Source organism: Saccharomonospora glauca K62, assembly GCF_000243395.2.
Classification (GTDB): domain Bacteria; phylum Actinomycetota; class Actinomycetes; order Mycobacteriales; family Pseudonocardiaceae; genus Saccharomonospora; species Saccharomonospora glauca.
This window is the reverse complement of the sequence record NZ_CM001484.1, coordinates 939,274-963,886: the sequence shown is the minus strand read 5'-3', so window position 1 is coordinate 963,886 and position 24,613 is coordinate 939,274. Positions and strand designations below refer to the sequence as shown.

General features: G+C 69.7%; 24 protein-coding genes. 8 read left to right on the top strand and 16 right to left on the bottom strand.

Annotated features, from left to right (window positions below):
• Positions 1–23: 23 nt before the first annotated feature.
• Positions 24–1,256, top strand: a complete 1,233-nt coding sequence (locus SACGLDRAFT_RS04610) for an FAD-dependent oxidoreductase (protein WP_005462196.1) — start codon at positions 24–26, stop codon at positions 1,254–1,256.
• Position 1,257: 1 nt separating this feature from the next.
• On the opposite strand, the gene SACGLDRAFT_RS04605 is transcribed toward SACGLDRAFT_RS04610, so the two are convergent.
• Entirely contained in the window at positions 1,258–2,037 is a 780-nt protein-coding gene (locus tag SACGLDRAFT_RS04605; RefSeq protein ID WP_005462195.1) for a fumarylacetoacetate hydrolase family protein, read from the bottom strand.
• Positions 2,038–2,172: 135 nt separating this feature from the next.
• Positions 2,173–3,786, bottom strand: a complete 1,614-nt coding sequence (cimA, locus tag SACGLDRAFT_RS04600) for a citramalate synthase (protein WP_005462194.1) — start codon at positions 3,784–3,786, stop codon at positions 2,173–2,175.
• Between the two features lie 205 nt (positions 3,787–3,991).
• On the opposite strand from cimA, the gene SACGLDRAFT_RS04595 reads away from it, so the two are divergent.
• Entirely contained in the window at positions 3,992–4,750 is a 759-nt protein-coding gene (locus tag SACGLDRAFT_RS04595) for a GNAT family N-acetyltransferase (protein WP_005462193.1), read from the top strand.
• Between the two features lie 11 nt (positions 4,751–4,761).
• Here SACGLDRAFT_RS04595 and SACGLDRAFT_RS04590 read toward each other — a convergent pair whose 3' ends face one another.
• From SACGLDRAFT_RS04590 to SACGLDRAFT_RS04560, 7 genes are all read right to left on the bottom strand, one after another.
• Entirely contained in the window at positions 4,762–5,010 is a 249-nt protein-coding gene (locus SACGLDRAFT_RS04590; protein ID WP_005462192.1) for a hypothetical protein, read from the bottom strand.
• A 54-nt stretch (positions 5,011–5,064) separates the two neighbouring features.
• A complete protein-coding gene (locus SACGLDRAFT_RS04585) occupies positions 5,065–6,105 on the bottom strand; it encodes a 3-isopropylmalate dehydrogenase (protein WP_005462191.1) in 1,041 nt (346 codons plus the stop codon).
• Positions 6,106–6,677: 572 nt separating this feature from the next.
• On the bottom strand, positions 6,678–8,273 hold the full coding sequence (gene serA / locus SACGLDRAFT_RS04580) for a phosphoglycerate dehydrogenase (RefSeq protein WP_005462190.1): 1,596 nt from the start codon (positions 8,271–8,273) through the stop codon (positions 6,678–6,680).
• Positions 8,274–8,474: 201 nt separating this feature from the next.
• On the bottom strand, positions 8,475–8,732 hold the full coding sequence (locus SACGLDRAFT_RS04575) for a DUF397 domain-containing protein (protein ID WP_040918554.1): 258 nt from the start codon (positions 8,730–8,732) through the stop codon (positions 8,475–8,477).
• 100 nt (positions 8,733–8,832) lie between these two features.
• A complete protein-coding gene (ilvC, locus tag SACGLDRAFT_RS04570) occupies positions 8,833–9,846 on the bottom strand; it encodes a ketol-acid reductoisomerase (RefSeq protein WP_005462188.1) in 1,014 nt (337 codons plus the stop codon).
• 38 nt (positions 9,847–9,884) lie between these two features.
• Positions 9,885–10,391, bottom strand: a complete 507-nt coding sequence (ilvN, locus tag SACGLDRAFT_RS04565) for an acetolactate synthase small subunit (RefSeq protein WP_005462187.1) — start codon at positions 10,389–10,391, stop codon at positions 9,885–9,887.
• Positions 10,392–10,431: 40 nt separating this feature from the next.
• A complete protein-coding gene (locus SACGLDRAFT_RS04560; protein ID WP_005462186.1) occupies positions 10,432–12,294 on the bottom strand; it encodes an acetolactate synthase large subunit in 1,863 nt (620 codons plus the stop codon).
• Positions 12,295–12,653: 359 nt separating this feature from the next.
• Here SACGLDRAFT_RS04560 and SACGLDRAFT_RS04555 point away from each other — a divergent pair, with 359 nt between their 5' ends.
• Together SACGLDRAFT_RS04555 and ilvD are read left to right on the top strand one after the other, a co-directional pair.
• Positions 12,654–13,211, top strand: coding sequence for a PH domain-containing protein (locus SACGLDRAFT_RS04555; protein ID WP_005462184.1), 558 nt, complete (start codon positions 12,654–12,656; stop codon positions 13,209–13,211).
• A 51-nt stretch (positions 13,212–13,262) separates the two neighbouring features.
• Positions 13,263–15,107 (top strand): dihydroxy-acid dehydratase, encoded by a 1,845-nt coding sequence (ilvD, locus tag SACGLDRAFT_RS04550; protein ID WP_005462182.1) that lies wholly within the window; start codon positions 13,263–13,265, stop codon positions 15,105–15,107.
• Between the two features lie 45 nt (positions 15,108–15,152).
• On the opposite strand, the gene SACGLDRAFT_RS04545 is transcribed toward ilvD, so the two are convergent.
• Positions 15,153–15,773: a DoxX family protein gene (locus tag SACGLDRAFT_RS04545; RefSeq protein WP_005462180.1), complete on the bottom strand. Its 621-nt coding sequence runs from the start codon at positions 15,771–15,773 to the stop codon at positions 15,153–15,155.
• Between the two features lie 201 nt (positions 15,774–15,974).
• On the opposite strand from SACGLDRAFT_RS04545, the gene SACGLDRAFT_RS04540 reads away from it, so the two are divergent.
• The gene (locus tag SACGLDRAFT_RS04540) at positions 15,975–16,427 is read left to right on the top strand and encodes a hypothetical protein (protein WP_005462177.1); all 453 of its coding nucleotides are present in this window, start codon (positions 15,975–15,977) and stop codon (positions 16,425–16,427) included.
• Positions 16,428–16,499: 72 nt separating this feature from the next.
• On the opposite strand, the gene SACGLDRAFT_RS04535 is transcribed toward SACGLDRAFT_RS04540, so the two are convergent.
• Complete coding sequence (locus SACGLDRAFT_RS04535; RefSeq protein ID WP_005462175.1) at positions 16,500–17,420, bottom strand: 2-hydroxyacid dehydrogenase; 921 nt, start codon at positions 17,418–17,420, stop codon at positions 16,500–16,502.
• Positions 17,421–17,492: 72 nt separating this feature from the next.
• On the opposite strand from SACGLDRAFT_RS04535, the gene SACGLDRAFT_RS04530 reads away from it, so the two are divergent.
• Complete coding sequence (locus SACGLDRAFT_RS04530) at positions 17,493–18,680, top strand: PQQ-dependent sugar dehydrogenase (RefSeq protein WP_040918550.1); 1,188 nt, start codon at positions 17,493–17,495, stop codon at positions 18,678–18,680.
• Here SACGLDRAFT_RS04530 and SACGLDRAFT_RS04525 read toward each other — a convergent pair.
• Genes SACGLDRAFT_RS04525 through gatC form a run of 4 tightly spaced genes read right to left on the bottom strand, consistent with a single transcriptional unit; the run spans position 18,640 to position 22,488 of the window.
• Positions 18,640–19,182: a hypothetical protein gene (locus SACGLDRAFT_RS04525; protein ID WP_005462171.1), complete on the bottom strand. Its 543-nt coding sequence runs from the start codon at positions 19,180–19,182 to the stop codon at positions 18,640–18,642. The two genes, SACGLDRAFT_RS04530 and SACGLDRAFT_RS04525, sit on opposite strands and share 41 nt — an antisense overlap.
• A 2-nt stretch (positions 19,183–19,184) precedes the next feature.
• Positions 19,185–20,690, bottom strand: a complete 1,506-nt coding sequence (gatB, locus tag SACGLDRAFT_RS04520) for an Asp-tRNA(Asn)/Glu-tRNA(Gln) amidotransferase subunit GatB (RefSeq protein WP_005462169.1) — start codon at positions 20,688–20,690, stop codon at positions 19,185–19,187.
• Complete coding sequence (gene gatA, locus SACGLDRAFT_RS04515; RefSeq protein ID WP_005462167.1) at positions 20,687–22,192, bottom strand: Asp-tRNA(Asn)/Glu-tRNA(Gln) amidotransferase subunit GatA; 1,506 nt, start codon at positions 22,190–22,192, stop codon at positions 20,687–20,689. The genes gatB and gatA overlap by 4 nt, the downstream gene beginning before the upstream one ends.
• Positions 22,189–22,488: an Asp-tRNA(Asn)/Glu-tRNA(Gln) amidotransferase subunit GatC gene (gene gatC / locus SACGLDRAFT_RS04510; protein WP_005462166.1), complete on the bottom strand. Its 300-nt coding sequence runs from the start codon at positions 22,486–22,488 to the stop codon at positions 22,189–22,191. The genes gatA and gatC overlap by 4 nt, the downstream gene beginning before the upstream one ends.
• A 227-nt stretch (positions 22,489–22,715) precedes the next feature.
• On the opposite strand from gatC, the gene SACGLDRAFT_RS04505 reads away from it, so the two are divergent.
• Together SACGLDRAFT_RS04505 and SACGLDRAFT_RS04500 are read left to right on the top strand one after the other, a co-directional pair.
• The gene (locus SACGLDRAFT_RS04505; protein WP_005462164.1) at positions 22,716–23,369 is read left to right on the top strand and encodes an ACT domain-containing protein; all 654 of its coding nucleotides are present in this window, start codon (positions 22,716–22,718) and stop codon (positions 23,367–23,369) included.
• Positions 23,370–23,451: 82 nt separating this feature from the next.
• Complete coding sequence (locus SACGLDRAFT_RS04500) at positions 23,452–24,063, top strand: hypothetical protein (protein WP_005462160.1); 612 nt, start codon at positions 23,452–23,454, stop codon at positions 24,061–24,063.
• A gap of 18 nt (positions 24,064–24,081) precedes the next feature.
• Here the strand turns inward: SACGLDRAFT_RS04500 and SACGLDRAFT_RS04495 are convergent, their stop codons facing one another.
• Entirely contained in the window at positions 24,082–24,582 is a 501-nt protein-coding gene (locus SACGLDRAFT_RS04495; RefSeq protein WP_005462154.1) for a GNAT family N-acetyltransferase, read from the bottom strand.
• Between the last annotated feature and the right edge of the window lie 31 nt (positions 24,583–24,613).

Below are 24,613 nucleotides of genomic sequence, written 5' to 3'. Positions count from 1 at the left end.
ATGATTGAAATATAGGAGCGGCGATGAGCGAGCGGACAAGATGTGCCGTGATCGGCGCCGGCCCCGCCGGGATGGTCCTGGGGCTCCTCCTGGCCAGAGCGGGCATCGACGTGACCGTGTTGGAGAAACACGCCGACTTCCTGAGGGACTTCCGGGGCGACACCGTGCACCCCTCCACCATTCGTCTCCTCGACGATCTGGGACTCGGCGAACGGTTCGCCCGCCTGCCACAGACGAAGATCACCGAAGTCGCCTTCCCCACCGACGACGGTGGTCAGGTCGTCGTCGGTGACCTCAAGCGCCTGGGCAAGTTCGGACACCCCCACCCGTACATCGCCATCACCCCGCAGTGGGACTTTCTGAACCTGCTCGCCGACGCGGCGGCCGAGGAACCCACCTTCACGCTACGCATGCGCTCGGAGGTCACCGAACTCGTCAAGGAACGGGGCCGGGTGACGGGCGTGCGCTACCGCACCGAGGACGGGACCACGCACACACTGCTCGCCGACCTCACCGTGGCCTGCGACGGACGCTGGTCCCTGGCCCGCGAGCAGGCGGGGCTACGGCCCAAGGAACTGCCCGTTCCCATGGACGTGTGGTGGTTCCGCCTCAGCCGCGCGCCGGGCGAGGGAGTCGACCGGCTCCGACCGCGCATGAACGGCACGAAGTTCGGCGTCTTGATCCCCAGGCGGGACTACTTCCAGATCGCCTACATCAACAAGAAAGGTTCGGACGCGGACCTGCGCCGACGCGGCATCGAGGCGTTCCGGCGCGACGTCGCCGAGCTGCTGCCCGAACTCGCCGACCGCGTCGACGAACTCACCACGATGGATCAGGTCAAACACCTCGACGTCCGCCTGAACCGCCTGAAGCGGTGGCACGTCGACGGACTGCTGTGCATCGGCGACGCGGCACACGCGATGTCGCCGGTGGGCGGGGTGGGCATCAACCTCGCCGTGCAGGACGCCGTTGGCGCCGCACGCCTACTGGCGGGTCCGCTGCGCCGAGGCCGTGTCGACGAGCGGACCCTGGCGGCCGTCCGACACCGGAGGCTCCTGCCCACCGTGGTGGTGCAGGGACTGCAGCAGATACTGCACCGAGCGGTCGTCTCACCGACCGTGGAGGGCAGGCGCTCGGGGCCGCCGAAATCGTTCACGACGCTGCTGCGACGGGCACCGTGGCTGTCGACCGTGCCCGCCCTCGTCATCGGCGTCGGGCCGCGGCCCGAACGAGCGCCCGTGTTCGCGCGGCGATGAGTCAGGCGGCCTGAACCGGGTTGGTGAGGGTGCCGATGCCCTCCACGGTGATCGACACCTGCTGGCCCTCGTCGATGGGCCCCACGCCCTCGGGCGTCCCGGTGAGGATCACGTCGCCCGGCAGCAGAGTCATCACCGACGACACGAACGCCACGAGGTCGTTCACCTTGTGCACCATCTCCGAGGTGCGGGCGTCCTGTTTCACCACGCCGTCGACCTCGGAGATAAGCCGCAGGTCGGCGGGGTCCACGTCCGTGGAGATCCACGGGCCGAGCGGGCAGAACGTGTCGAAGCCCTTGGCCCTGCCCCACTGGCCGTCGGCGGCCTGGAGGTCGCGCGCGCTGACGTCGTTCGCGATCGTGTAGCCGAGGATCGCGGCGGGAGCCGCCTCGGCGGGGATGTTCTTGATGGGCCTGCCGATGACCACGGCCAGCTCGCCCTCGAAGTCGACACGCGAGGAGGCGGGCGGGAGCTTGATGGCCGCGTTGGGGCCGATGACGCTCGTCGACGGCTTCAAAAAGATCATCGGGTCGGCCGGGACCTCGTTGCCGAACTCCTCGGCATGCTTGACGTAGTTGCGGCCCACCGCGATGACCTTCGTCGGCAGGATGGGCGCCAACAGCCGGACGTCCGCCAGCGGCCACCGCCTGCCCGTGTAGTTGGGCTTTCCGAACGGGTGGTCCGCGATCTCCAGAACCTGGGCCGCGTCGTCGTTGTCGCCTTCGGCCTCGATCGAGACGAACGCGACGCCCTCAGAGTGAGCGATCCGAGCCAAACGCACGAAAGCATCCTAACCGAGCCGTGTCCGCAGGCTGGGTACGCGTGTCCGCAGTCTGCGTACGGGTGTTCGCGTCGTGCGCTGCGAACACCCGTACATAACCTGCGGACACGAGTGCATAGCCTGCGGACACACCGGTCAGGAGCGGGAGAGCGCCAGAGACTTGTGCACGAGCGCGTCGCACAGGGCCAGCCAGCTCGCCTCGACGATGTTCGGGTGCACGCCCACGGTGGTCCAGCTCCGGTCGCCGTCGCTCGACTCCACCAGCACACGGGTGGTGGCGTCCGTGCCCGACTTGCCCGCGAGGATGCGCACCTTGTAGTCGGACAGCTCCACACTGTCCAACCAGGGCAGGTGCCCCCGCAACGCCTGCCGCAACGCGGCGTCCAGCGCGTGGACGGGACCGTTGCCCTCGGCGGTCGCGATGACCCGCTCCCCACCCACGTGCACCTTGACCGTGGCCTCCGACACGACGTCGCCGTCCATGCGGCGTTCGAGCACCACCCGATAGGACTCGAGCCGGAACGGCGCCTCGACCGGCAGGTCATCGGCCTCGGAACGCAACAACAACTCCAGCGACGCATCCGCGGCCTCGAACGACCAGCCCTCCGCCTCCAGGGCCTTCACCTTCTTCAGCGCGCCCGCCAACGCCTCCGGCTTTCCCGCGAAGTCGACGCCGAGCTGCCGTCCCTTGAGTTCCAGGCTCGCCCGTCCCGCCATCTCGGTCACGAGGACCCGCATGTCGTTGCCCACCGTCGCCGGGTCGATGTGGTTGTACAGCAACGGATCGACCTTGATGGCGCTCGCGTGCAGCCCGGCCTTGTGCGCGAACGCCGAAGCACCGACGTAGGCCTGGTGAGTGTCGGGCGCAATGTTGGCCAGCTCGGCCAACGCGTGCGCGGTGCGGGTCAACGTCGCCATGCGCGACGGTGGCAGCACCGGCATCCCGAGTTTCGCCACGAGGTTCCCCACCACCGCGAACAGGTCGGCGTTACCCGCGCGCTCGCCGTACCCGTTGGCCGTGCACTGCACGTGGGTCACCCCGGCCTGCACGGCGGCGACGGTGTTGGCCACGGCGCACGCCGTGTCGTCCTGGCAGTGGACGCCCAGGCGCAACCCGGTGCGTTCGGCCACCTCCCGCACGGTCTCGGCGATGCCCAGGGGCAGCTGCCCACCATTGGTGTCGCACAGCACCACGACGTCGGCGCCCGCCGTGCCCGCCGCGTCGAGTACCCGCAGTGCCGTGTCCGGGTCGTGTGCGTAGCCGTCGAAGAAGTGCTCGGCATCCACGAAGACCCGCCTGCCCTCGCCGACGAGGAACGACACCGTGTCGCTCACCATCGCGCACGCCTCGTCGACGTCCACACGCAACGCCCGCTCGATGTGCCGGACGTCCGACTTCGCCACCAACGTCACGACCGGGGCCTGCGAGTCGAGCAGCGCCCGCACCTGCGGATCGTCGGCCACGGCGACCCCCGCCCGCCGTGTGGAGCCGAACGCGACGAGCACCGCGTGCCGCAGCTCCAGCTCTCCCGCGGCGGCGCGGGCGAAGAACTCGGTGTCCTTCGGCAGCGCGCCGGGCCAGCCTCCCTCGATGAACCCGACCCCGAGATCGTCGAGCAGCCTCGCCACGGCCAACTTGTCGGTGATGGAGTACGAGATGCCCTCCCGCTGGGCTCCGTCGCGCAATGTCGTGTCGTACAGGTGGAATCGGTCACCGAGCGGGGTTCCTGCGGGTTCCGTGCGACTCACGGGATCTCCTTGCGAAAGGGGTTAGCGGACCAACAAAAAAGACCCCTCGCCGAGGATGCGAGAGGTCCGCGCGCCGGGTGCTGACTGGTTCAGCACTACCCGGCGCGCCTGCCGATAATGATCACGCGAGAGGTGGTCACGCCGGACATCCTGCCACAACTACCCTCCGACACGCCCGTGAGTCCATTTCGTGAGGAGTCCGTCGTTGCCCGAACTGGCGCGCCTGCTGCAGGAGAGAACGGCCCGCGCGGTACCCGCCGAGACCGTGCGGTGCGTGGACGGTTGGTGGCTACGTGACGCCGCCGACGCGGCGTGGTGGGTGCGGTCGGTACTTCCCCACGCGGATGCCTCTGACCTGACGTCCCGGATCGCGGAGGCGGAGGCGTTCTACGCCCGCCGGGGCACGCTCGCGCGGTTCCAGATCACTCCGGGGGCGTGCCCCGACTCACTCGACTCCCTGCTCGCCGAGCGCGGTTACCGCGAGCAGAGTCCCATGTCGTTGCAGACGGCCGTCACCGCGCGAGTCGCCGGCCGCCTCGGCCCGCCTCCACCGTGGGTGGTGGTGGACGAGCAGCCGACACGAGCGTGGTTCGACACCTGGCACGCCGTGCACGGCGGTGACCGCCGGGCCGAATGGGCGCTGCTGGAGCGGGTGGGACGACCTACCGGGTTCGCCCGCGCGGTGCGCGACGGCGAGGTGGTGGCGGTGGGCCGGGCCGTCGTCGACACGGGTTGGGCGGGATTGTTCGGGATCGCGACGCTTCCGAAGGCTCGGGGCAAGGGCGCGGCGCGTGCGGTGGTCGCCGCGCTGGCCCGCTGGGCCGCCGCGCGGCATGCCGACCACCTCTATCTCCAGGTGGAGCGGGACAACGTCACGGCCCGGCGCCTCTACGCGCGCGCCGGCTTCACCGAACTCTGCGGCTACCACTACCGCACGGCGACGGGTCCCGAAGGCGACTCGTAACGTCCACGGTGTCAGTTCTCGCTACGCCGCTCGGCCCCCGTCTCGCCCGCGTAACCGAGGTCGTCACCCTCGATCCTGCCGACGAACGTGTCGTTGTGACCGGGACCGGTGGACGAGGCGTTGGCACCCCGCTCGTCCCCCGGCCTGCCGCCCGTGGCCCGCGTCCGCGCCGTCGCGGGGTCGTCGGCGACGTCGGCCTCCGGCGCACTGGACGACGCGGGTTCCCGGCGTCCCAGCAGGTTCCTCAACCAAGCACGCATGGCGGCGGGATACCCCGAGACCGGGCCCGGAAACGACGGCCCGGTCTCGGTCGGTCAGCTCGCCTGGCGGGTGTTCGAGGACACGAGCGCGGCCAGGCGGTCGCCGATGGCCTGGGTGCTGCCGGGCGAGTTCTGGTCGCGAGTCGCGAGGTCGAACGCCACGGACGCCTCGATACGGCGCGCGGACTCCCGCTCGCCCAGGTGGTCGAGCATCAACGCCACCGACAGCACAGCCGCGGTGGGGTCGGCGAGGTTCTGGCCCGCGATGTCGGGCGCGCTGCCGTGCACGGGCTCGAACATGCTGGGGTTACGCCGCGTGATGTCGAGGTTGCCGCTCGCGGCGAGTCCGATACCTCCGGTGACCGCGGCCACGAGGTCGGTGATGATGTCGCCGAAGAGGTTGTCGGTCACGATGACGTCGAAGCGGCTCGGGTCGGTGACGAGGTGGATCGTCGCGGCGTCCACGTGCGAGTACGCCACGGTGACGTCGGGGTGCGCCAGCGACTCCTCCTCGACGATCCGCGACCACAGGGAACCGGCGTGTTCGAGGACGTTCGTCTTGTGGACGAGCGTGAGGTGCTTGCGGGGACGCTGCTCGGCACGAGCGAAGGCGTCGGCCACCACCCTGCGGATGCCGAAGGCCGTGTTGACGCTGACCTCCGTGGCGATCTCCTGCTCGGTGTCCTTGCGCAGCAGGCCGCCGTTGCCCGCGTACGGACCCTCGGTGCCTTCCCGCACCACGACCAGGTCGATCTCACCGGGGTCGGCCAGCGGGCCGCGCACGCCCGGATAGAGCCGGCCGGGCCGCAGGTTGACGTGATGGTCGAGTTCGAACCGCAGGCGCAACAGCAACCCGCGTTCGAGGATGCCGCTCGGCACGCTCGGATCACCGACGGCACCGAGCAGAATGGCATCGTGCTGGCGCAATTCGTTCAGCACCGATTCGGGCAGCAATTCCCCCGTGGCGTGCCAGCGGGACGCGCCGAGGTCGTACTTGGTGATCTCAGCGTTCGGGACAACCTCGGCAAGCACCTTCAGCGCTTCGGTCACGACCTCGGGTCCGATCCCGTCGCCGGGGATCACAGCGAGCCGCATCCACACACCTCCGTCAGTCAGGCACCCGGCGCCCCGGAAGCCCATCCGCGATCGAACTCCAGCGACGGCAGGTTACCGTTGGTTGCCAATCGGTCGAAGCACGACCACCCATACGCCGCAGCCGGACAAACACTCGTCACTCAATCGTGTCATGGGAATCGGAGAAAAAGGCACCCGAAAGTGGTGTGGTTCCCCACCCTTCCACTCCCGTGCCGATCCATAGTGGAACTCCATCGGGCCTCGGGCCCGGTCGGCGCCCCACGGCTTCGCCCGCCCGGCACCGTCCCGACCGAAAACCCGTGGCTCACTCCGCGGCGTAGTAATCCGAGCCGAGTTCGGCCCGACGACCCCGTTCTTAATCCGCGCGGACGCGTTCTCACCGAAGCCGTACACAGTGTCCCGGTCGGCCTCGATTCACGCCGAGTCCTCGAACCCCACGGGATTCGTCCACATCATCCCGTAGTCGGCGAACTCGTCCCCCGATTCACGATCACGTCGCGGGCCTTTCATAGTCCGAGAACCGGCCGCCCGGCCTCATCGGCCACCGGCAGCCGGTTCTCGGGTCCGGGGAATCAGTCGAAGCTCAGCGCCCGGATCATCCGGGCATCGACGGTGGCACCGATCGGTTCGAGCATGTGGCTGCCGACGGCGCGGTCGACCCGCAGCAGCATCACGGCGTCGGAACGGTCGGTGGTCTGGCTGATCTGCGCGGCCTCGATGTTGATGCCGGCCTCGCCGAGCAGGGTGCCGACCCGGCCCATGATGCCCGGCCGGTCGGGGTACTCCAGCAGCAGCATGTGGCCCTCGGCGCGGATGTCGAAGTGCCTGCCGTTGACCTCGATCAGCTTGGGGACCTCGTCCTTGCCCGTCACGGCACCGGAGACGGAGTGCGAGCTGCCGTCGCCGTGTACGACGCGCACGGTGACCTGGCTGCGGTAGTTCTGGCTCTCGGGCTCGGTGGACACGCTCACCTGGACGCCGAGTTCCTCCGCGAGCCGGGGAGCGTTCACGAACGTCACCTGGTCCTCCACCACGCCGGCGAAGACCCCGCGCAGCGCGGCCAGTTGCAGCACGCTCACATCCTCGCTGGCGAGTTCCCCGGCCGCCGTCACGGACACCGACGCCGGAGGCTTGGTGCTGAACGCGGAGAGCACGGTGCCGAGCTTCTGGGTGAGCGACAGGTACGGCCGGACCTCCTCGCTGACCTTGCCGCTCGCGACGTTGACGGCGTCCGGCACGAAGTCACCGCGCAGCGCCAGCAACGTCGACCGGGCCACGTCGGTGCCCGCCCGGTCCTGCGCCTCGCGGGTCGAGGCGCCCAGATGCGGGGTGACGACGACGTTGGGCAGCTCGAACAGCGGGCTCGACGTCGTGGGCTCCTCGGCGAACACGTCGATGCCCGCGCCACCGACACGTCCCTCGCGCAGGGCCTCCGCGAGCGCGTTCTCGTCGATCAGGCCGCCCCGAGCGGCGTTCACCACCAGCACGCCCGGCTTGACCTTCGCCAGCGCGGCGGCGTCGATGAGTCCCTTGGTCTCGGGGGTCTTGGGCAGGTGGATGGTGATGGCGTCGGAGCGCTCCAACAACTCGTCCAACGACACCAGCTCGACACCCAGCTGCGCCGCTCGCGCGGCCGAGACGTAGGGGTCGTAGGCGAGCAACTTGGTGTCGAACGCGGCGAGCCGCGCGGCCACGAGCTGCCCGATCTTGCCGAAGCCCACCACACCGATGGTCTTGCCGGACAGCTCCACCCCCGTGTAGGCACTGCGCTTCCACTCCCCACCCCGCAGGCTCTGGTCGGCCGCGGGCACCCGGCGGGCCACGGCCAGCAGCAGGGCGATGGCGTGCTCGGCCGCCGAGACGATGTTCGACGTCGGCGCGTTGACCACCAGCACCCCGCGCTCGGTGGCGGTGGGGACGTCGACGTTGTCGAGACCGACTCCCGCTCGCGCGACGACCTTCAGCTTCGGGGCCGCGGAGAGAACCTCCTTGTCGACCTTGGTGGCGGATCGCACCAGGAGCGCGTCGGCCTCCTTCACCGCCTGCAGCAGCGCGGGACGGTCGGTGCCGTCCACGTGCCGGACCTCGACCTCGTCGCCGAATACCTCGACCGCGGACGGGGCAAGTTTCTCGGCGAGGAGAACGACGGGCTGGCTGGAATTGCTCACGATGCGCCTTTCGTCTCAGAGGTTTGGGGCCGTTCCCAGACGCTTACCGACAGGCCACGACACTGTGCCCTCGAAGCAGGAAGTCTAGTCCCGGACGACCCCGTCACCGCAATGCGTCTTGAGGAGAAAAACGCGGTCCGGATGCGGTCACCCGCGAATACTCCGGGGTGTTCGGTTCGTCTCGAACAGTGCGAAAATCGGCTACGGACGGTCGAACTCGCCGTCCCTGACGCCGAGCAGGAAGGCGTCCCATTCGGACGGCGTGAAAACCAGCACGGTGTCGTTGCCCTCGAAGGCCTGACGCAGGGCCATGTACGTCACGCCGTCGGTGTGGGGTATGAAGGCGTACTCCACGGCGTCCCCGGCGTCTCCGGGAAGACGCCGCCACCGCGCGGAGGAGAGGTCGAGTTCGTCACGGACGCCGGATTTGTCGTCGACGACGGAAGAAGCGTTCTTCATGGGGGCACGGTAGGGCATCCGGCGATCCGTGGTCACGAGGAACGGACCGGGTTCCCCGAGAACGGCGACGCTTTCCCGGGGAACCCGATGTCCGTACGGATCAGGCCGTCTCGGTGATCGGCCGGTCCACCCACGACATCAGGCCGCGCAGCTTGCGACCGGTCTCCTCGATCGGGTGCTTCGCGCCGGCCGCCTGGAGCTTGGCGAAGTTCGGGCGACCCTGCTCGTCCTCGGTGACCCATTCCTTGGCGAACGTGCCGTCCTGGATCTCCCGAAGGATCGCCTTCATGTTCTCCTTGACCTCGGGCGTGATCACCCGTGGACCGCGCGTGAGGTCGCCGTACTCCGCGGTGTCGGAGATCGAGTACCGCATGCGCGCGATCCCGCCCTCGTACATGAGGTCGACGATCAGCTTCAGCTCGTGCAGCACCTCGAAGTAGGCGATCTCCGGCGCGTAACCGGCCTCGGTCAGCACGTCGAAACCGGCCTGCACGAGCGCGGAGGCGCCACCGCACAGCACGGCCTGCTCACCGAAGAGGTCGGTCTCGGTCTCCTCGCGGAACGTCGTCTTGATGACGCCCGCCCTGGCACCTCCGATGGCCGCCGCGTACGACAGCGCCAGCGCCTGCGCGTTGCCGCTCGGGTCCTGCTCCACCGCGATGAGACACGGCACGCCCTTGCCGTCCACGAACTGCCTGCGCACCAGGTGGCCCGGCCCCTTGGGCGCCACCATCGCGACGTCCACATTGGCGGGCGGCTTGATGAGGCCGTAGCGGATGTTGAAGCCGTGGCCGAAGAACAGCGCATCGCCGTCCTTGAGGTTCGGTGCGATGTCCTGCTCGTAGATCGCGCGCTGCTTCGTGTCGGGCGTGAGGATCATGATCAGGTCCGCCTCGGCGGCCGCCTCCGCCGTCGTGAGGACCCGCAGCCCCTCCTCCTCGGCCTTGGCTCGCGACTTCGACCCCTCGGGAAGCCCGATGCGGACGTCGACACCGGAGTCCCGCAGGCTGAGCGCGTGCGCGTGGCCCTGGCTGCCGTATCCGATCACGGCGACCTTGCGGCCCTGGATGATTCCGAGGTCGGCGTCGGCGTCGTAGAAGATCTCAACTGACATGAGGGGTGGTACTTCCTTTCACTTCGGTTGGGCGGGCGTCAGCGGGTCGCCGTCGCCGTGATCGAGCGGGCGCCCCGCCCCACCGCGACCATTCCCGACTTCACGAGCTCACGCACGCCGTAGGGCTCCAGCATGCGCAGCAGTGCGTTGATCTTGTCGGCGGTGCCGGTGGCCTCGATCGTCAGCGCTTCCGGCGAAACGTCGACGACCTTCGCCCGGAACAACTGCACGGTCTCCAGCACCTGGCTACGCACCGTGGCATCGGCCCTGACCTTCACGAGCAGCAGTTCCCGCTGCACCGACTGGGCAGGGTTGAGTTCCACGATCTTGATGACGTTGACGAGCTTGTTGAGCTGCTTGGTCACCTGTTCGAGTGGCTGCTGATCGACAGCGACCACGATCGTCATCCGGGAGACCTCGGGGTTCTCCGTGGGTCCCACGGCGAGGGATTCGATGTTGAAACCACGGCGGGAGAACAGGCCGGAGACCCTGGCGAGCACGCCGGGCACGTTCTCGACCAGAACACTGAGAGTGTGGTGGCTCATGAGCGTTTCCGCTCCTTTCCTTCCTCGGTACGCGGAAACCTCACTGCGACACCTCGTCCTCGTCGAACAGCGGCCGGATTCCTCGCGCCGCCATGATCTCGTCATTGCTCGTGCCCGCGGCCACCATCGGCCACACCTGCGCGTCCTTGCCCACCACGAAGTCGATCACGACCGGACGGTCGTTGATCTCCATGGCCCTGCGGATGGTGTCGTCGACGGCGTCCTTGCTCTCACAGCGCAGCCCCGCGCAGCCGAGCGCCTCGGCCAGCAGCGCGAAGTCCGGGATGCGGTGCTTGTGCGTACCGAGGTCGGTGTTCGAGTACCGCTCCGAGTAGAAGAGGTTCTGCCACTGCCGCACCATGCCGAGGTTGCCGTTGTTGATGACGGCCACCTTGATGGGCGCGCCCTCGATGGCGCAGGTGGCGAGTTCCTGGTTGGTCATCTGGAAACAGCCGTCGCCGTCGATGGCCCACACCTGCTTGTCGGGCCTGCCGAACTGGGCACCCATCGCCGCGGGCACGGCGAAGCCCATCGTGCCGAGGCCCCCCGAGTTGATCCACGACCGCGGATGCTCGTAGGAGATGAACTGGGCCGCCCACATCTGGTGCTGTCCCACCCCGGCCGCGTAAATGGCGTCGGGTCCCACGAGTTTCCCGATGCGCTCGATGACGTACTGCGGGGCGAGGGTGCCGTCGGAGGGCCACTCGTAGCCCGCGGGGAACGTGTCCCGCCACGAGTTGAGCTGCAGCCACCACGCGGACAGATCCGCCGGTTCGGCCTCGGCCGTCTCGTTCTTCACCGCCGCGATCAGCTCCGTGATGATCTCGGCGCAGTCACCCACGATCGGCACGTCGGCCTTGCGGTTCTTGGAGATCTCCGCGGGGTCGATGTCGGCGTGCACCACCGTGGCGTCGGGCGCGAACGACTCCAGCTTGCCCGTCACCCGGTCGTCGAACCGCGCGCCCAGCGCCACGAGCAGGTCCGCGCGCTGCATCGCCGCGACCGCCGCCACCGAGCCGTGCATGCCCGGCATCCCCAGGTGCTGAGGGTGGGAGTCGGGGAACGCGCCACGTGCCATCAAGGTGGTCACCACGGGGATCCCGGTGAGCTCGGCCAGCTCCCGCAACTGCTCGGACGCACCGGCCTTGATCACCCCGCCACCGACGTAGAACACGGGTCGCTTCGCCCGCGTGATGAGACGGGCCGCTTCCCTGACCTGCTTGCCGTGCGGGCGCAGGGTGGGCCGGTATCCCGGCAGGCGCATCTCGGGCGGCCACACGAACGACGTCGTCTCCTGCAGCACGTCCTTGGGGATGTCCACCAGCACGGGACCGGGACGGCCGGTGCCCGCCAGATGGAACGCCTCGGCGATCACCCTCGGGATGTCGGCGGGCTCGGTGACGAGGAAGTTGTGCTTGGTGATGGGCATGGTGATGCCGCAGATGTCGGCTTCCTGGAACGCGTCCGAGCCGATCAGCGTCCGGGTCTGCTGCCCGGTGATGGCCACCACCGGCACCGAGTCCATGTAGGCGTCCGCAAGCGGCGTCACCAGGTTGGTCGCTCCGGGGCCGGACGTCGCCATGCACACGCCCACCTTTCCGGTGGCCTGCGCGTATCCGGTCGCCGCGTGTCCCGCGCCCTGCTCGTGCCGCACGAGGATGTGCCGGACCTTGGCGGAGTCGAGGAGCGGGTCGTACGCCGGAAGGATCGTGCCACCCGGAATGCCGAAGACCACCTCTACTCCGACGGCCTCGAGTGACCTGACTAGAGACTGCGCGCCCGTCACCCGAACGGGTGTTCCTGCGGGTGGGGCCGGTTTGGGGCGGGGGCCAGAGTTGGCGGGTGACGCCGGGTTCGGGGTCGACCCGGCGGTCGTGTCCGATCGCGAGGTGGCGCTGGTCATCGGTTCTCGCCTCGTGGGTTCGTCCGGTTGTCTGGTCAGGGCTTTTCGGTCGTCTTCGCGGGCGGGGAGGTCACGTCCACGTCGTCAGCGCAACAAAAAACCCCCGCCGACCAGGTGTGGTCGCACGAGGGCCGCGCGTCGACGCAGAGAATCCCCTACGCGTCGACGCGCTGGGGAAGTACGAGAACAATCTGCGGTGTCACGCTGATGACGTTAATGGTCCACGGCGAGAAGTGTCAACTCTGCGGGACAGTGATCCCGGATACTGGACCCTTCAACAATCGGAAGCCCCCGAGTGGCCCGGCCTCCGACCTGCGGTGCACCATCGTGGAGTGGCGGATGGAGAGCAGGACACGACCATGACAGCGACACGACGCGACGACAACGCCGACACCGGTACCGACACCGACACCCGCGAACGCGGGCACAGGGCGGTGTTCCGAGTTCCGGGAACCGCGCTGATCGGCGTGCTGATGCTGTTCATGTGCATGTTCCCGTTCGCGGCCGCACTGCCGTACCTGCTGGTGCTGCTGCTCGTGCCCATCGTGCTGGCGGTGTGGATCGTCAGGACCCGCACGACGGCCACGCGCGAGGGCCTCACCGTGCGTACCCTGCTCGGCACCCGCGACGTGCCGTGGGACGCGATCAAGGGCTTCACCATCACCCCGAAGTCCACGGTGGTCGCGGTGCTCACCGACGACACCACCGTGCCGTTGCCCTCCGTGCGCACCCGGCACCTGCCCGTGCTGTCGCTGGTCAGCGAGGGCCGGGTGCCCGATCCCTCGGGCGTCCTCGACTCTGCCGAGGAAACGGATTCCGCCGAGCCGAAGACGGACGGGCAGGCCGGCCGAGAGGCCGGGAACCGGTCCGACGCGGAGGCGACGACCGAACGCTCCGACGACACCGAAGGCCGGTGACGAGCAGCGACCGGCGGTTTCGGGCGTCCGAGCCGGGCGTACAGTTTGCCCATGCCTGCTCTGCGTTCCCGAACCACGACCCACGGCCGCAACGCCGCGGGAGCCCGCTCCCTGTGGCGCGCGACCGGCATGACCGACAGCGACTTCGGCAAGCCCATCGTCGCGATCGCCAACTCCTACACCCAGTTCGTGCCGGGGCACGTACACCTCAAGGATCTCGGTGAGGTCGTCGCCGAGGCGGTGCGCGAGGCCGGGGGCGTCCCCCGCGAGTTCCACACCATCGCGGTGGACGACGGCATCGCCATGGGACACAGCGGCATGCTCTACTCGCTGCCCTCCCGCGAGATCATCGCCGACTCGGTCGAGTACATGGTCAACGCGCACCGGGCCGACGCGTTGGTATGCATCTCGAACTGCGACAAGATCACGCCGGGGATGCTCAACGCCGCCATGCGGCTCAACATCCCCACGGTCTTCGTCTCCGGTGGCCCGATGGAGGCCGGCAAGGCGGTGGTGGTCGACGGCGTCGCCCACGCTCCCACCGACCTCATCACCGCGATCTCGGCCTCGGCCAACTCGTCCGTCGACGACAAAGGACTGTCGCTCGTCGAACAGTCGGCCTGCCCGACGTGCGGCTCGTGTTCGGGCATGTTCACCGCCAACTCGATGAACTGCCTCACCGAGGCGCTGGGCCTCTCCCTGCCGGGCAACGGGTCCACTCTGGCCACTCACGCGGCGCGCCGGGAACTGTTCGTCGAGGCGGGCCGAACCGTCGTGGAGCTCGCCAAGCGGTGGTACGGCGAGGACGACGACTCCGTGCTGCCCCGCTCCATCGCCACCAAGCAGGCTTTCGAGAACGCGATGGCGCTCGACATGGCGATGGGTGGCTCCACCAACACCGTCCTGCACATCCTCGCCGCCGCGCGGGAAGGCGAGATCGACTTCACCCTCGACGACATCGACCGGATCGGTCGCGAGGTCCCCTGCCTGTCCAAAGTGTCACCGAACTCCGACTACCACATGGAGGACGTGCACCGGGCGGGCGGCATTCCCGCCATCCTCGGCGAGTTGCACCGGGGTGGGTTCCTCAACACCGACGTACACGCCGTGCACTCCTCCTCCCTGGAGGAGTGGCTGTCCACGTGGGACATCCGAGGCAAGTCGCCGTCCGAACGCGCGCTGGAGTTGTTCCACGCCGCGCCGGGTGGAGTGCGCACCACGGAGGCGTTCTCGACGTCGAACCGGTGGTCCTCACTCGACACCGACGCCGAGAAGGGCTGCATCCGGGACGTCGCGCACGCCTACACCGCCAGCGGTGGCCTCACCGTGCTGCGCGGGAACCTCGCCGAGAACGGCGCCGTGATCAAGTCGGCCGGTGTCGACGAGGAACTGTGGCGCTTCCAGGGACCCGCCCGCGTCGTGGAGAGTCAGGAGCAGGCCGTCTCGGCGATCCTGAACAAGGAAGTACAGCCGGGCGAGGTCATCGTCGTCCGCTACGAGGGCCCCGCGGGTGGGCCGGGGATGCAGGAGATGCTGCACCCGACGGCGTTCCTCAAGGGAGCCGGACTCGGCAAGGTGTGCGCGCTCATCACCGACGGCCGATTCTCGGGCGGCACCTCGGGCATCTCCGTGGGCCACATCTCCCCCGAGGCTGCCGCGGGCGGCACCATCGGCCTCGTCGAGAACGGCGACCAGATCCTCATCGACATCCACGAGCGCAAGCTCGAACTGCTCGTCGACGCCGACGTGCTCGCCGAACGCCGAGCCAAGATGGAGGCCTCGGAACGACCGTGGCAACCCGTCGACCGCGACCGGCCCGTCCCCGCCGCGTTGCGCGCCTACGCGCGGATGGCCACCTCGGCCGACACCGGAGCGGTGCGCGACCCCGACAAGTGATCGACGGCGTGGGGGCGATGCGGTTCGCCGCTCGCCCCCACGCCCTCACCGGAACAGCACGACGACGGCCGTCGTCAGCCCGGCGGCGATCACCAGCGAGACCAGCCCGAGCGGCCACGGCTTGCGCCGCCACGGGGTGTTCTTGTCGATCGACACGCGGCCCGCACCGGTGAAGAGCAACGCGAACGCGATCAGCGCGATCAACAGGTCGAACTCGAACCCACCCGTCGCTGCGAAGAACCCGTTTTCGAACTTGACGTAGACGGCGTTGGCGAGCACGCCGAGCACTGCCGCCGCGCCGAACGGCGTGAACAGTCCCAGCACCAGCAACGCGCCACCCCCCACTTCCGCCAGTGCGGTGACCCACGCGAGCAGCGTCGTCTGGTCGCTGAACCCCATCGCCGTGAGTGCCTGCGCGAAGCCGTCGATGCCGGGGCCCCCGAGCAGGCCCAGCTTCTGCAATCCGTGGGCGATCACGAGTCCGCCGACCGCGAGCCGGACGACGAAGAGCCCGAAGTCGACTCCTCCGTGCATCGACTCGACGGGGCGTGCGGGCTCGGAGTCGTCCACGAGCGCCTCCGACGTCGTGAAGCCGCTGCTGTCGAAAGCGGCGGTCGGAAACGCGGTCGTCGGGGCGTCGAATCCGTCGTTGTCGTGAATCGTCATGGGCGGGCAGCGTAGAGTAACGCCCGGCCACGATGTTGCCCTTTTCGGCAACCGAGCCCACGTGAGCACGTCACATCGGAGATCTCACCGATGTCACCGGGGGACGCACGGCACTGGTGCCGCCTCTGCCTCCGGCGACGTAAGCCACCACGTGTTCCACGGCGTCGCACCGCCGTCCTGAGCGAACAGGGGGACGACAGCATGGCGGGCAAGGTGACCCCGGCCGGCCGGATCGCGATCCTTCGGGCGGCGGGATTCACGGTGTTCGGGGAGATCGAGGAGGCCTCCGGCGTCACGCCGCTGGCGGCGATCAAGGCCGCGGCCTCGGGGGGCGTGGCTCCCGCGGTCCGCATCGACTCCGAGGCCGACGACGTGTCGGAACGGACCGAGCAGGCGTGGCGGGACACGGGCCGCGACGTCGGCCTGTTCGACGACGACGGCGCGTGCCTGATCTGCCTCACCGGCCCCGGCGCCTCAACCCTGCCGTGGCTTCTCGCCCGCCCGCCCGAGCACGGGGGCTTCCTCCCCGTCCTCCGGGAGCACACGACGACGTTCGAGTTCGTCTCCGCCTCACCGACGGGCAGCCCGATCGTCTCGGTGTCCGAAGAGGAGTACGAGCACTGGGTCGTCGTGACGTCGGTGGGCGGCCACTGACGTCACGACGACGCCCTACGACACCGACGTCCGCACCGGAGGAGACCGCCTCCGGTCGTCACCGGGCCGAGGTCAGTACTCGCCCTGCACCAGGTTGTTGGGCAGCTCCCCGCGCACGTAGCGCTCGATCTCGGCGGCCGCCACCCGGTACGAGCGACGCCGCGCGTCACGAACGGCTCCACCGACGTGCGGGGTGATGAGCACGTTCGGCGCGGTCCACAACGGGTGGTCGGGAGGCAGCGGTTCCGGATCTGTGACGTCCAGGGCCGCGCTCAATCGGCCCGCGGTGAGTTCGGCCAGGAGCGCGTCGGTGTCCACGACCGGGCCTCGGGAGGCGTTGACGAGCACCGCACCGTCGGACATGGCGGCGAGGAACGCGGCGTCCACCATCCCCCGCGTCCGTGACGTCAGCGGCGTCACCAGCACCACCACGTCGGCGTCGGGCAACAGCTCCGGCAGTTCCTCGGCCCCGTGGACGCCCTCGCGGGGCGTGAAGCCCACCATCGTGACCCACGCGTCGAACGGAACGAGCCTGCGCCGTACCTCCCGGCCGACGTCACCGGCCCCCACCACGAGGACCCTGCTGCCCTGCAAGGTGCGGGAGGTGCTCGGGCTCCACGTCCGCTCCCGCTGGGCCCGCGCGAACTCCGGAAGCCCCCGATAGAGGGAAAGCAGGACGGCCAGGACCCACTCGGCGGTACTCCCTCCGTGGGCACCCCGGCAGGTGGACAGCAGCACGCCGTCGGGCACCCGGTCGATCCAGTCCTCGGCGCCGGCCGAGAGCAGTTGGATCAATCGCAGCCTCGGCATGGCGTCGAGCAACGGCAGCAACGCGGCGGGCTTGGCACCGGGGACGAGCACTTCGGCCTCGGCGGCCTCTGCGGGCACCCCCTCGGCGAGGGAGTCGACGTCGTAGCGCACGGCCCGCACACCCGGCACCTCCGACAGCGCGGTCACGCCGTCGTCGTGGGGAACGAGAACGGTGATGGTCACTCCCCCATCGTGGCCGATGCGCCGCGCCCCACTTACCCGAAGTTCACCTCGCCCCGCCTAGGCTGGGCCATTGTGCGCAGGGGTCCGAGACGCTCATGGCCGATAGCGGTCCTGGCCGCTGTGGCCGCACTACCCGCCGGTTGCGCACGGTTCGACGACTCGACCGCCGCCACCGACTGGCACGACGCCCCGGAACTCACGGCGGAGGCGGCACCGCAACCGGAACTTCCCGAGGTCGACGAGGCCCCCACTCCCAGAGGGCCGTCGACGTCGGAGACCCCCGTCCCTCCGCCCGAAGGGTGCACCGACTACGACAAGGCCGTCATCGCCACCTGCCTGGACACGGTGTCGGCCGTGGCACCGTTGCCGTCCGACGGGTCCGCCGTGACCGTCCTCGCGGGCGAGCGACGCAGTGGCCGGGTGTTCCTCGTCGGTACCGACGGTGAGCCACGCGAGGTCGCGAAGCTGGACGTGGAGGCCACCGGCGACGGCGGTCTGACCGGGCTCGCGCTCTCCCCCACGTACGCCGAGGACGGTCTCGTCTTCGCCTACATCACCACGTCGGAGGACAACCGGGTGGTGCGTTTCGCGCAGGGACGGGACCCCAAGCCCGTCCTCACCGGCATCCCGAAGGGGGCGACCAACAACCGGGGTGCGCTGCTTTCCGGACCCGACGGGGCGCTGCTGGTGGCCACCGGCGACGCGGGGAAGGCGACGGCAGCCGCCGATCCCGCCTCACTGGCCGGGAAAGTGCTGCGCATCGACCCCGCGGGGGGACCCGCGAAGGGCAATCCGAAAGCCGACTCCGCCGTCTACGCGAGCGGACTGCACGCTCCCGGAGGCCTGTGCGGCACCGCCGACGGCTCCCGCCTGTGGGGCACCGACCAGGCCGACGAACACGACGCGGTGTACCGGATCGAGGCGGGTGAGGATCTCTCCGTGCCCGCCTGGACCTGGAAGGACAAGCCCGGCGTCAGCGGGTGCGCCGACTGGACCGACATGCTCGCCGTCTCCACCGAGGAGTCGGGCAACATGCAGAACCTGCCGTTGACGGAGGACGGCTCGATCGGCGGCGAACCGCAGGTCACGCTGGACGGGGAGGACGGCGTCACCTACGGGCGGCTCGGCAGCCTCGCCCAGGTGACGGGCGACGTCGCCGTCGCGGGCACGGTCAACAAGGACGGCGGCGAACCGATCTCCAGCGACGACCGCGTGGTCGTCATCGTGCGGCAGCCTTCCTCCGGTTCCGGTCGCGACTGACCCCCGCGCGGACGTCCAGCACGGCCGCCACGAGCGACACCAGCACCGCCACGGCGGCGAGGTACCGCCCCGGAGCGGCTTGCACGGCCACCCCGCTCTCGGCCAGGAAGGCGTACTGTTCCTCGCCGAACTCCCAGTCGATGAACGCCCACGTCAGGGCCGTCGCGCACGCAGCCACCGAGGCGGCCACCACCCACACGTGCGGCAGGCCCGCCACCCGCAACGCGGGCCGCTGCCCGAGCACCACCACGCAGCCCCCCGCGAGGGCCACCAGCAGCGGCGCCAGCCAAGCGAGGAACGTCGTCCGCCACACCGAGCGGTGGATGTCCGCGTCCGGCAGTTCCGCCAGTGCGGCACTCACCTCGGGATGCGCGGAACTCAGTTGGGTCCACGGCAGGAACAACGACCCGAGGGCGAGCAGCCCGGCCGCGAGGCCGAGCCACTCGCGCCACGAAATCCGAGCGATCGACCAGCCCGGCTCCCGTCGGCCGCGCTTCGACACGGTCAGGCGCCGACCCTCTCCAACACCAGCTCGCGAACGCGCTTGGCGTCGGCCTGGCCCTTCGTCGCCTTCATCACCGCACCGACGATGGCCCCCGCGGCCTGCACCTTGCCGCCCCGGATCTTGTCGGCCACGTCCGGCTGCGCGGCGAGCGCCTCGTCGACCGCGGCGATCAGCGCCGAGTCGTCGGAGACGACCTTGAGGCCCCGCTTCTCCACGACCTCGTCGGGCTCTCCCTCGCCGGCCAGCACGCCCTGCACGACCTCGCGCGCGAGCTTGTTGGTCAGCTCGCCGGAGTTGACGAGCTCGATCACGCGAGCCACCTGCGCGGGCGTGATCGGCAGCTCGGCCAGCTCCACCTCCCGCGTGTTCGCCTGCTGGGTCAGGTACTGCACCCACCAGCTCCGCGCCTCGTTCGGCTTCGCACCGGCCTCCACCGTGGCGGCGACCAGCTGCTCGGCGCCCGTGTTGATGAGGTCACGCAGTTCCTCGTCGGTGAGGTTCCACTCCTCCTTGATGCGCTTGCGGCGCTCCCACGGCAGCTCCGGCAGGGTCTTCCGCAGCTCCTCGACCCACTCGCGCGAGGGCGCGATCGGCACCAGGTCGGGCTCCGGGAAGTAGCGGTAGTCCTCCGCGGTCTCCTTCACCCGGCCCGGCGACGTCGTGCCGTCGGCCTCCTGGAAGTGGCGGGTCTCCTGCGTGACACTGCCGCCCGAGGCCAGGACCGCCGCCTGCCGCGTCATCTCGTACCGCACCGCGCGCTCCACGCTGCGCAGCGAGTTCACGTTCTTCGTCTCGGTGCGCGTCCCGAACTCGGTGGCGCCCTTCGGCATCAGCGACACGTTGGCGTCGCACCGCAGGGAGCCCTGGTCCATGCGCACGTCGGACACGTCCATGGCCCGCAGCAGGTCCCGCAACGCGGTCACGTACGCCCGCGCCACCTCCGGCGCCCGCGCCCCCATGCCCACGATGGGCTTCGTGACGATCTCGATCAGCGGCACACCCGCACGGTTGTAGTCGAGCAGCGAGTGCTCCGCGCCGTGGATGCGGCCCGTCGAGCCACCGACGTGCAGCGACTTGCCGGTGTCCTCCTCCATGTGTGCGCGCTCGATGCCCACGCGCACCACCTCGCCGTCGTCGAGCACCACGTCGAGGTAGCCGTTGAAGGCGATCGGCTCGTCGTACTGCGACGTCTGGAAGTTCTTCGGCATGTCCGGATAGAAGTAGTTCTTCCGGGCGAACCGACACCACTCCGCGATCTCGCAGTTCAGCGCCAGGCCGATGCGGATGGCCGACTCCACCGCCTTGCCGTTGACCACCGGCAGCGCACCGGGCAGCCCGAGGCACGTGGGGCACACGTGCGTGTTCGGCTCCCCACCGAACTGGTTCGGGCAGCCGCAGAACATCTTGGTCTTCGTGTTGAGCTCGACGTGCACCTCGAGCCCGAGCACCGGGTCGTAGGACTCGACGACCTCGGCGTAATCCATCACGTCGGCAACCGCAGTCACGTCGTCGGCGCTCCCTTCAGCTCAGGCATCTTGTCCAGCACCGGGCCACGGGCGGCCTCGTAGGCCGCGCCGACGCGGTAGAGCCGATCGTCGGCCAGGGCCGGCGCCATGATCTGCAACCCGACGGGCAGACCGTCGTCGTCGGAGAGCCCGCTCGGCACGCTCATCGCCGCGTTGCCCGCGAGGTTCGCCGGGATCGTGGCAAGGTCCGCCAAGTACATCGCCAGCGGGTCGTCCACGCGCTCGCCGAGGCGGAACGCCGTGGTGGGCGTCGTCGGCGACACGAGCACGTCCACCTTCTCGAACGCGGCGGTGAAGTCACGCGCGATCAAGGTGCGGACCTTCTGCGCGGAGCCGTAGTAGGCGTCGTAGTAACCCGACGACAGCGCGTAGGTGCCGAGCATGATGCGGCGCTTCACCTCGGGACCGAAACCGGCCTCCCGCGAGGCGGACATGACCTCCTCGGCGCTGTGCTCGCCGTCGTCGGACACCCGCAGCCCGTAACGCATGGCGTCGAACCGGGCCAGGTTGGACGAACACTCGCTCGGCGCGATCAGGTAGTACGCCGACAGGCCGTACGTGAAGTGCGGGCAGGACACCTCGACGATCTCCGCGCCCAGCTCACGCAACTGCGCCACGGCGGCGTCGAAGGACGCCAGCACGCCGGGCTGGTAGCCCTCGCCGGACAGCTCCCGCACCACACCGATCCTCACCCCGGTGAGGTCGCCGCTCGCGCCCTCACGGGCGGCCTTCACTACGGGCGGCACCGGCGCGTCGATCGACGTGGAGTCGAGCGGGTCGTGGCCCGCGATGACCTCGTGCAGCAGGGCGGCGTCCAACACCGTCCGCGCGCACGGGCCGCCCTGGTCGAGCGACGACGAGAACGCCACGAGCCCGTAGCGCGAGACCCCGCCGTAGGTCGGCTTGACACCGACGGTGCCCGTGACGGCCGCGGGCTGACGGATCGACCCGCCCGTGTCGGTCCCGATGGCCAACGGCGCCTCGAACGCGGCGAGGGAGGCCGACGAGCCGCCGCCCGACCCGCCGGGCACCCGCTCGCGGTCCCACGGGTTGCGGGTGGGACCGAACGCCGAGTTCTCCGTCGACGAGCCCATCGCGAACTCGTCCATGTTGGTCTTGCCGAGAATCGGCACGCCCGCCTCGCGCAGCTTGCGGGTCACCGTGGCGTCGTACGGCGGGACCCAGTTCTCCAGCGTCCGCGAACCGCACGTCGTGGGCATGCCGCGCGTCGTGAACACGTCCTTCAGCGCCAACGGCACACCCGCGATCGGCGACGCGGGCTCACCGGCGGCGATCGTCTCGTCGACCGCCCGCGCGGCCGCCAGGGCGCCGTCGGCGTCGACGTGGAGGAACGCGTGGATCTCGGAGTCCACCTCGGAGATCCGGTCCAGGTGGGCCCGAGTCACCTCCTCGGAGGACACCTCACGGGAGTGGATCTTCTCCGCCAGTTCGGCGGCGGACAGCCTCGTCAGATCGGTCACTGCTCTTCCCCAAGAATGCGCGGCACCCGGAACCTTCCGTCCTCCGCCGCCGGTGCGGCCGCCAGCGCCTCCTGCTGGCTCAGCCCCGGCCGGACCTCGTCCTCACGGAAGGTGTTCGTCAACGGCACGGCATGCGACATGGGCGGAATGTCGTCGGAGGCGACTTCGGCCACCTTCGCCACCGCGTCCAGGATCTGGTCGAGCTGGCCCGCGAAGACGTCCAGTTCCTCCTCGGTGACGGCCATCCTCGCCAGTTTGGCCAAATGCGCGACCTCGTCGCGGGAAATGTTCGACACGCGGGCGACTCCCGGAATGTTCTCGTTTCTCGACGACGCGAGTGTTGTCTCTGGTTGTCGATTTCGGGTGTTACCCAGGGCAGTCTATGGCGTGTGGCCCCGATCGGTCGTCTCGGGTCCGGGCCCACGGCGACTACCCATGAGTGGGTCGGAACTGCCACAATCATCGGTCGGCGAACACGAGCAGTGGACGAGGTGAGAACACTGGCCGAGGAAAGGGGTCCACGTTGTCCTTCCTGATCCGGGTGCAACTCCCGGACAGCCCCGGAGTCCTCGGCGCCGTGGCGAGCGCCCTGGGGCTGGCGGGCGCCGACATCCTCAGTGTCGACGTCGTCGAACGCGGAAACGGTGTCGCGGTCGACGACCTCGTGGTCGAACTGCCGTCGGGACGGCTGCCCGACACGCTGATCACCGCGGCCGAGAGCGTCGAGGGAGTCGAGGTCGACGCGGTGCGGCCGTACGCGGGGGTGCTCGACACCCACCGGGAACTGGAACTCGTCGAGGAGATCGCGGCCCACCCCGCCTCGGGGCTGGAGCTGCTCGCCGACGGTGTGCCGCGAATCGTGCGCGCCGGGTGGTCGCTCGTGGTGCAGTACGACGACGGCGACATCACCCGGCTGGCATCCTCGACGGCGGCCCCGGAGGCCCCGTTGGGTGAGCTTCCGTGGCTGCCACTCGAACGCGCCTCCGTACTCGACGCCGAGGCGTCGTGGGTGCCGGAGATGTGGCGCGAGCTCGGCACCGAACTCGCCGCCACCCCCGTGGGCAAGCCCGACCGCGCGCTCCTCGTGGGCCGGCCCGGAGGCCCGATGTTCCGCGCCGCCGAAGTAGCACGCCTGGCCCACCTCGCCGGGATCGTGGCGGTGGTCCTGGACAACTGAGCCGCATCCGCGCTCCGTGCGCGGGTGCCGTCCGGGCTTCGACGACCCGAAGCGCGGGCGAACACGTACCCTTGCGCACGATATGCCGGAAATCGATCCCCACGACCACCGGACGCAGCGGGTACAACAGCGGCTCGCGGTACCTGTCCTGTCCGCGGCGGTCGTGTCGGTTCCGGCGGTCTTCCTCGCCACCACGCCCGGCACGCCCGGCGTGATCGGCACCGTACTCAACTGGCTGTCCCTGGCCGTGCTCATGGGCGAGTCGGTCGCGCTGTTGTGGGCCAGCGGCAGCCTGCACGCCTACCTACGACGCTATCGGGCACATCTTGTCGTCGTGGGGCTCACCGTGCCCGCCGTGGTGTTTCTCGTCGGTCCCGCCCAGGTGTTGCGGCTGTTGCTCGCCCTCGGCGCGTTCCGCATCCTGCGGGTACGCCGCATCCTGCGTGCGGGCAAGGTCATCGTGCACCGGACGGGGCTGGACGGCCGCCGCGGCCGTTGGGTCCTGACGGCGGTCACCCTCCTCGCCGTGGGCTTCGCCGCCGTGGTCCTGGCGAACCCGGAGTCCCGAACCCGCCGCGCCCTCGACCGGGTGGTCGACCTCCTGGGGGTCGGCGGGACGGCGCTGGCGGCGCTCGGCGTGACGACCATCGGACTCGTCGTGCTCGTCCTGCTCCGTCGCGACACCCGTGGCTGACCCCGAGCGCGGGCGGTCTCAGAGGTCCTTGGTGAACGCCAGCAGGTGCAACCCGCCGTCGGTGTACCAGTCGCGCGAGGGAACGCGGTCGAAGCCGAGGCGCTCGTACAACCGGTGCGCCGCGGTCATCATCCGGGCACTGCTCAGCACCATGCGCTTCGCGCCGCGCTCGGCCGCCAGCTCCAGGGCCGCCCGTGTCAACGTCTCCCCCACCCCGCGGCGCCGTGCTCGCGGGGAGACCGCGACCATGCGCAGCTCCGCCTCCGTCTCCCCGCACAGCTCCGCGAGCGGGGACCCCGGCTCGATCACCGTGGCCGTCCCCAGCAACTCGTCACCGCCGTTGACGGCCACGAGCAGGTGGCCGTGCTCCGCGCGGCGGGCCGCGTCTCGTAACGACCTCGCGTACGCCGGGCCCTCGTCGTGATCGAGATAGCCGCTGACGCGGTACGCCTCGACGGTCAACTCCCCCACGGCGGAGAACTCCTCCGGACGAGCCGAACGCACGATGATGTCGCTCACGGGCCTACTCGCCTCCTCGGGAACCGTTGGG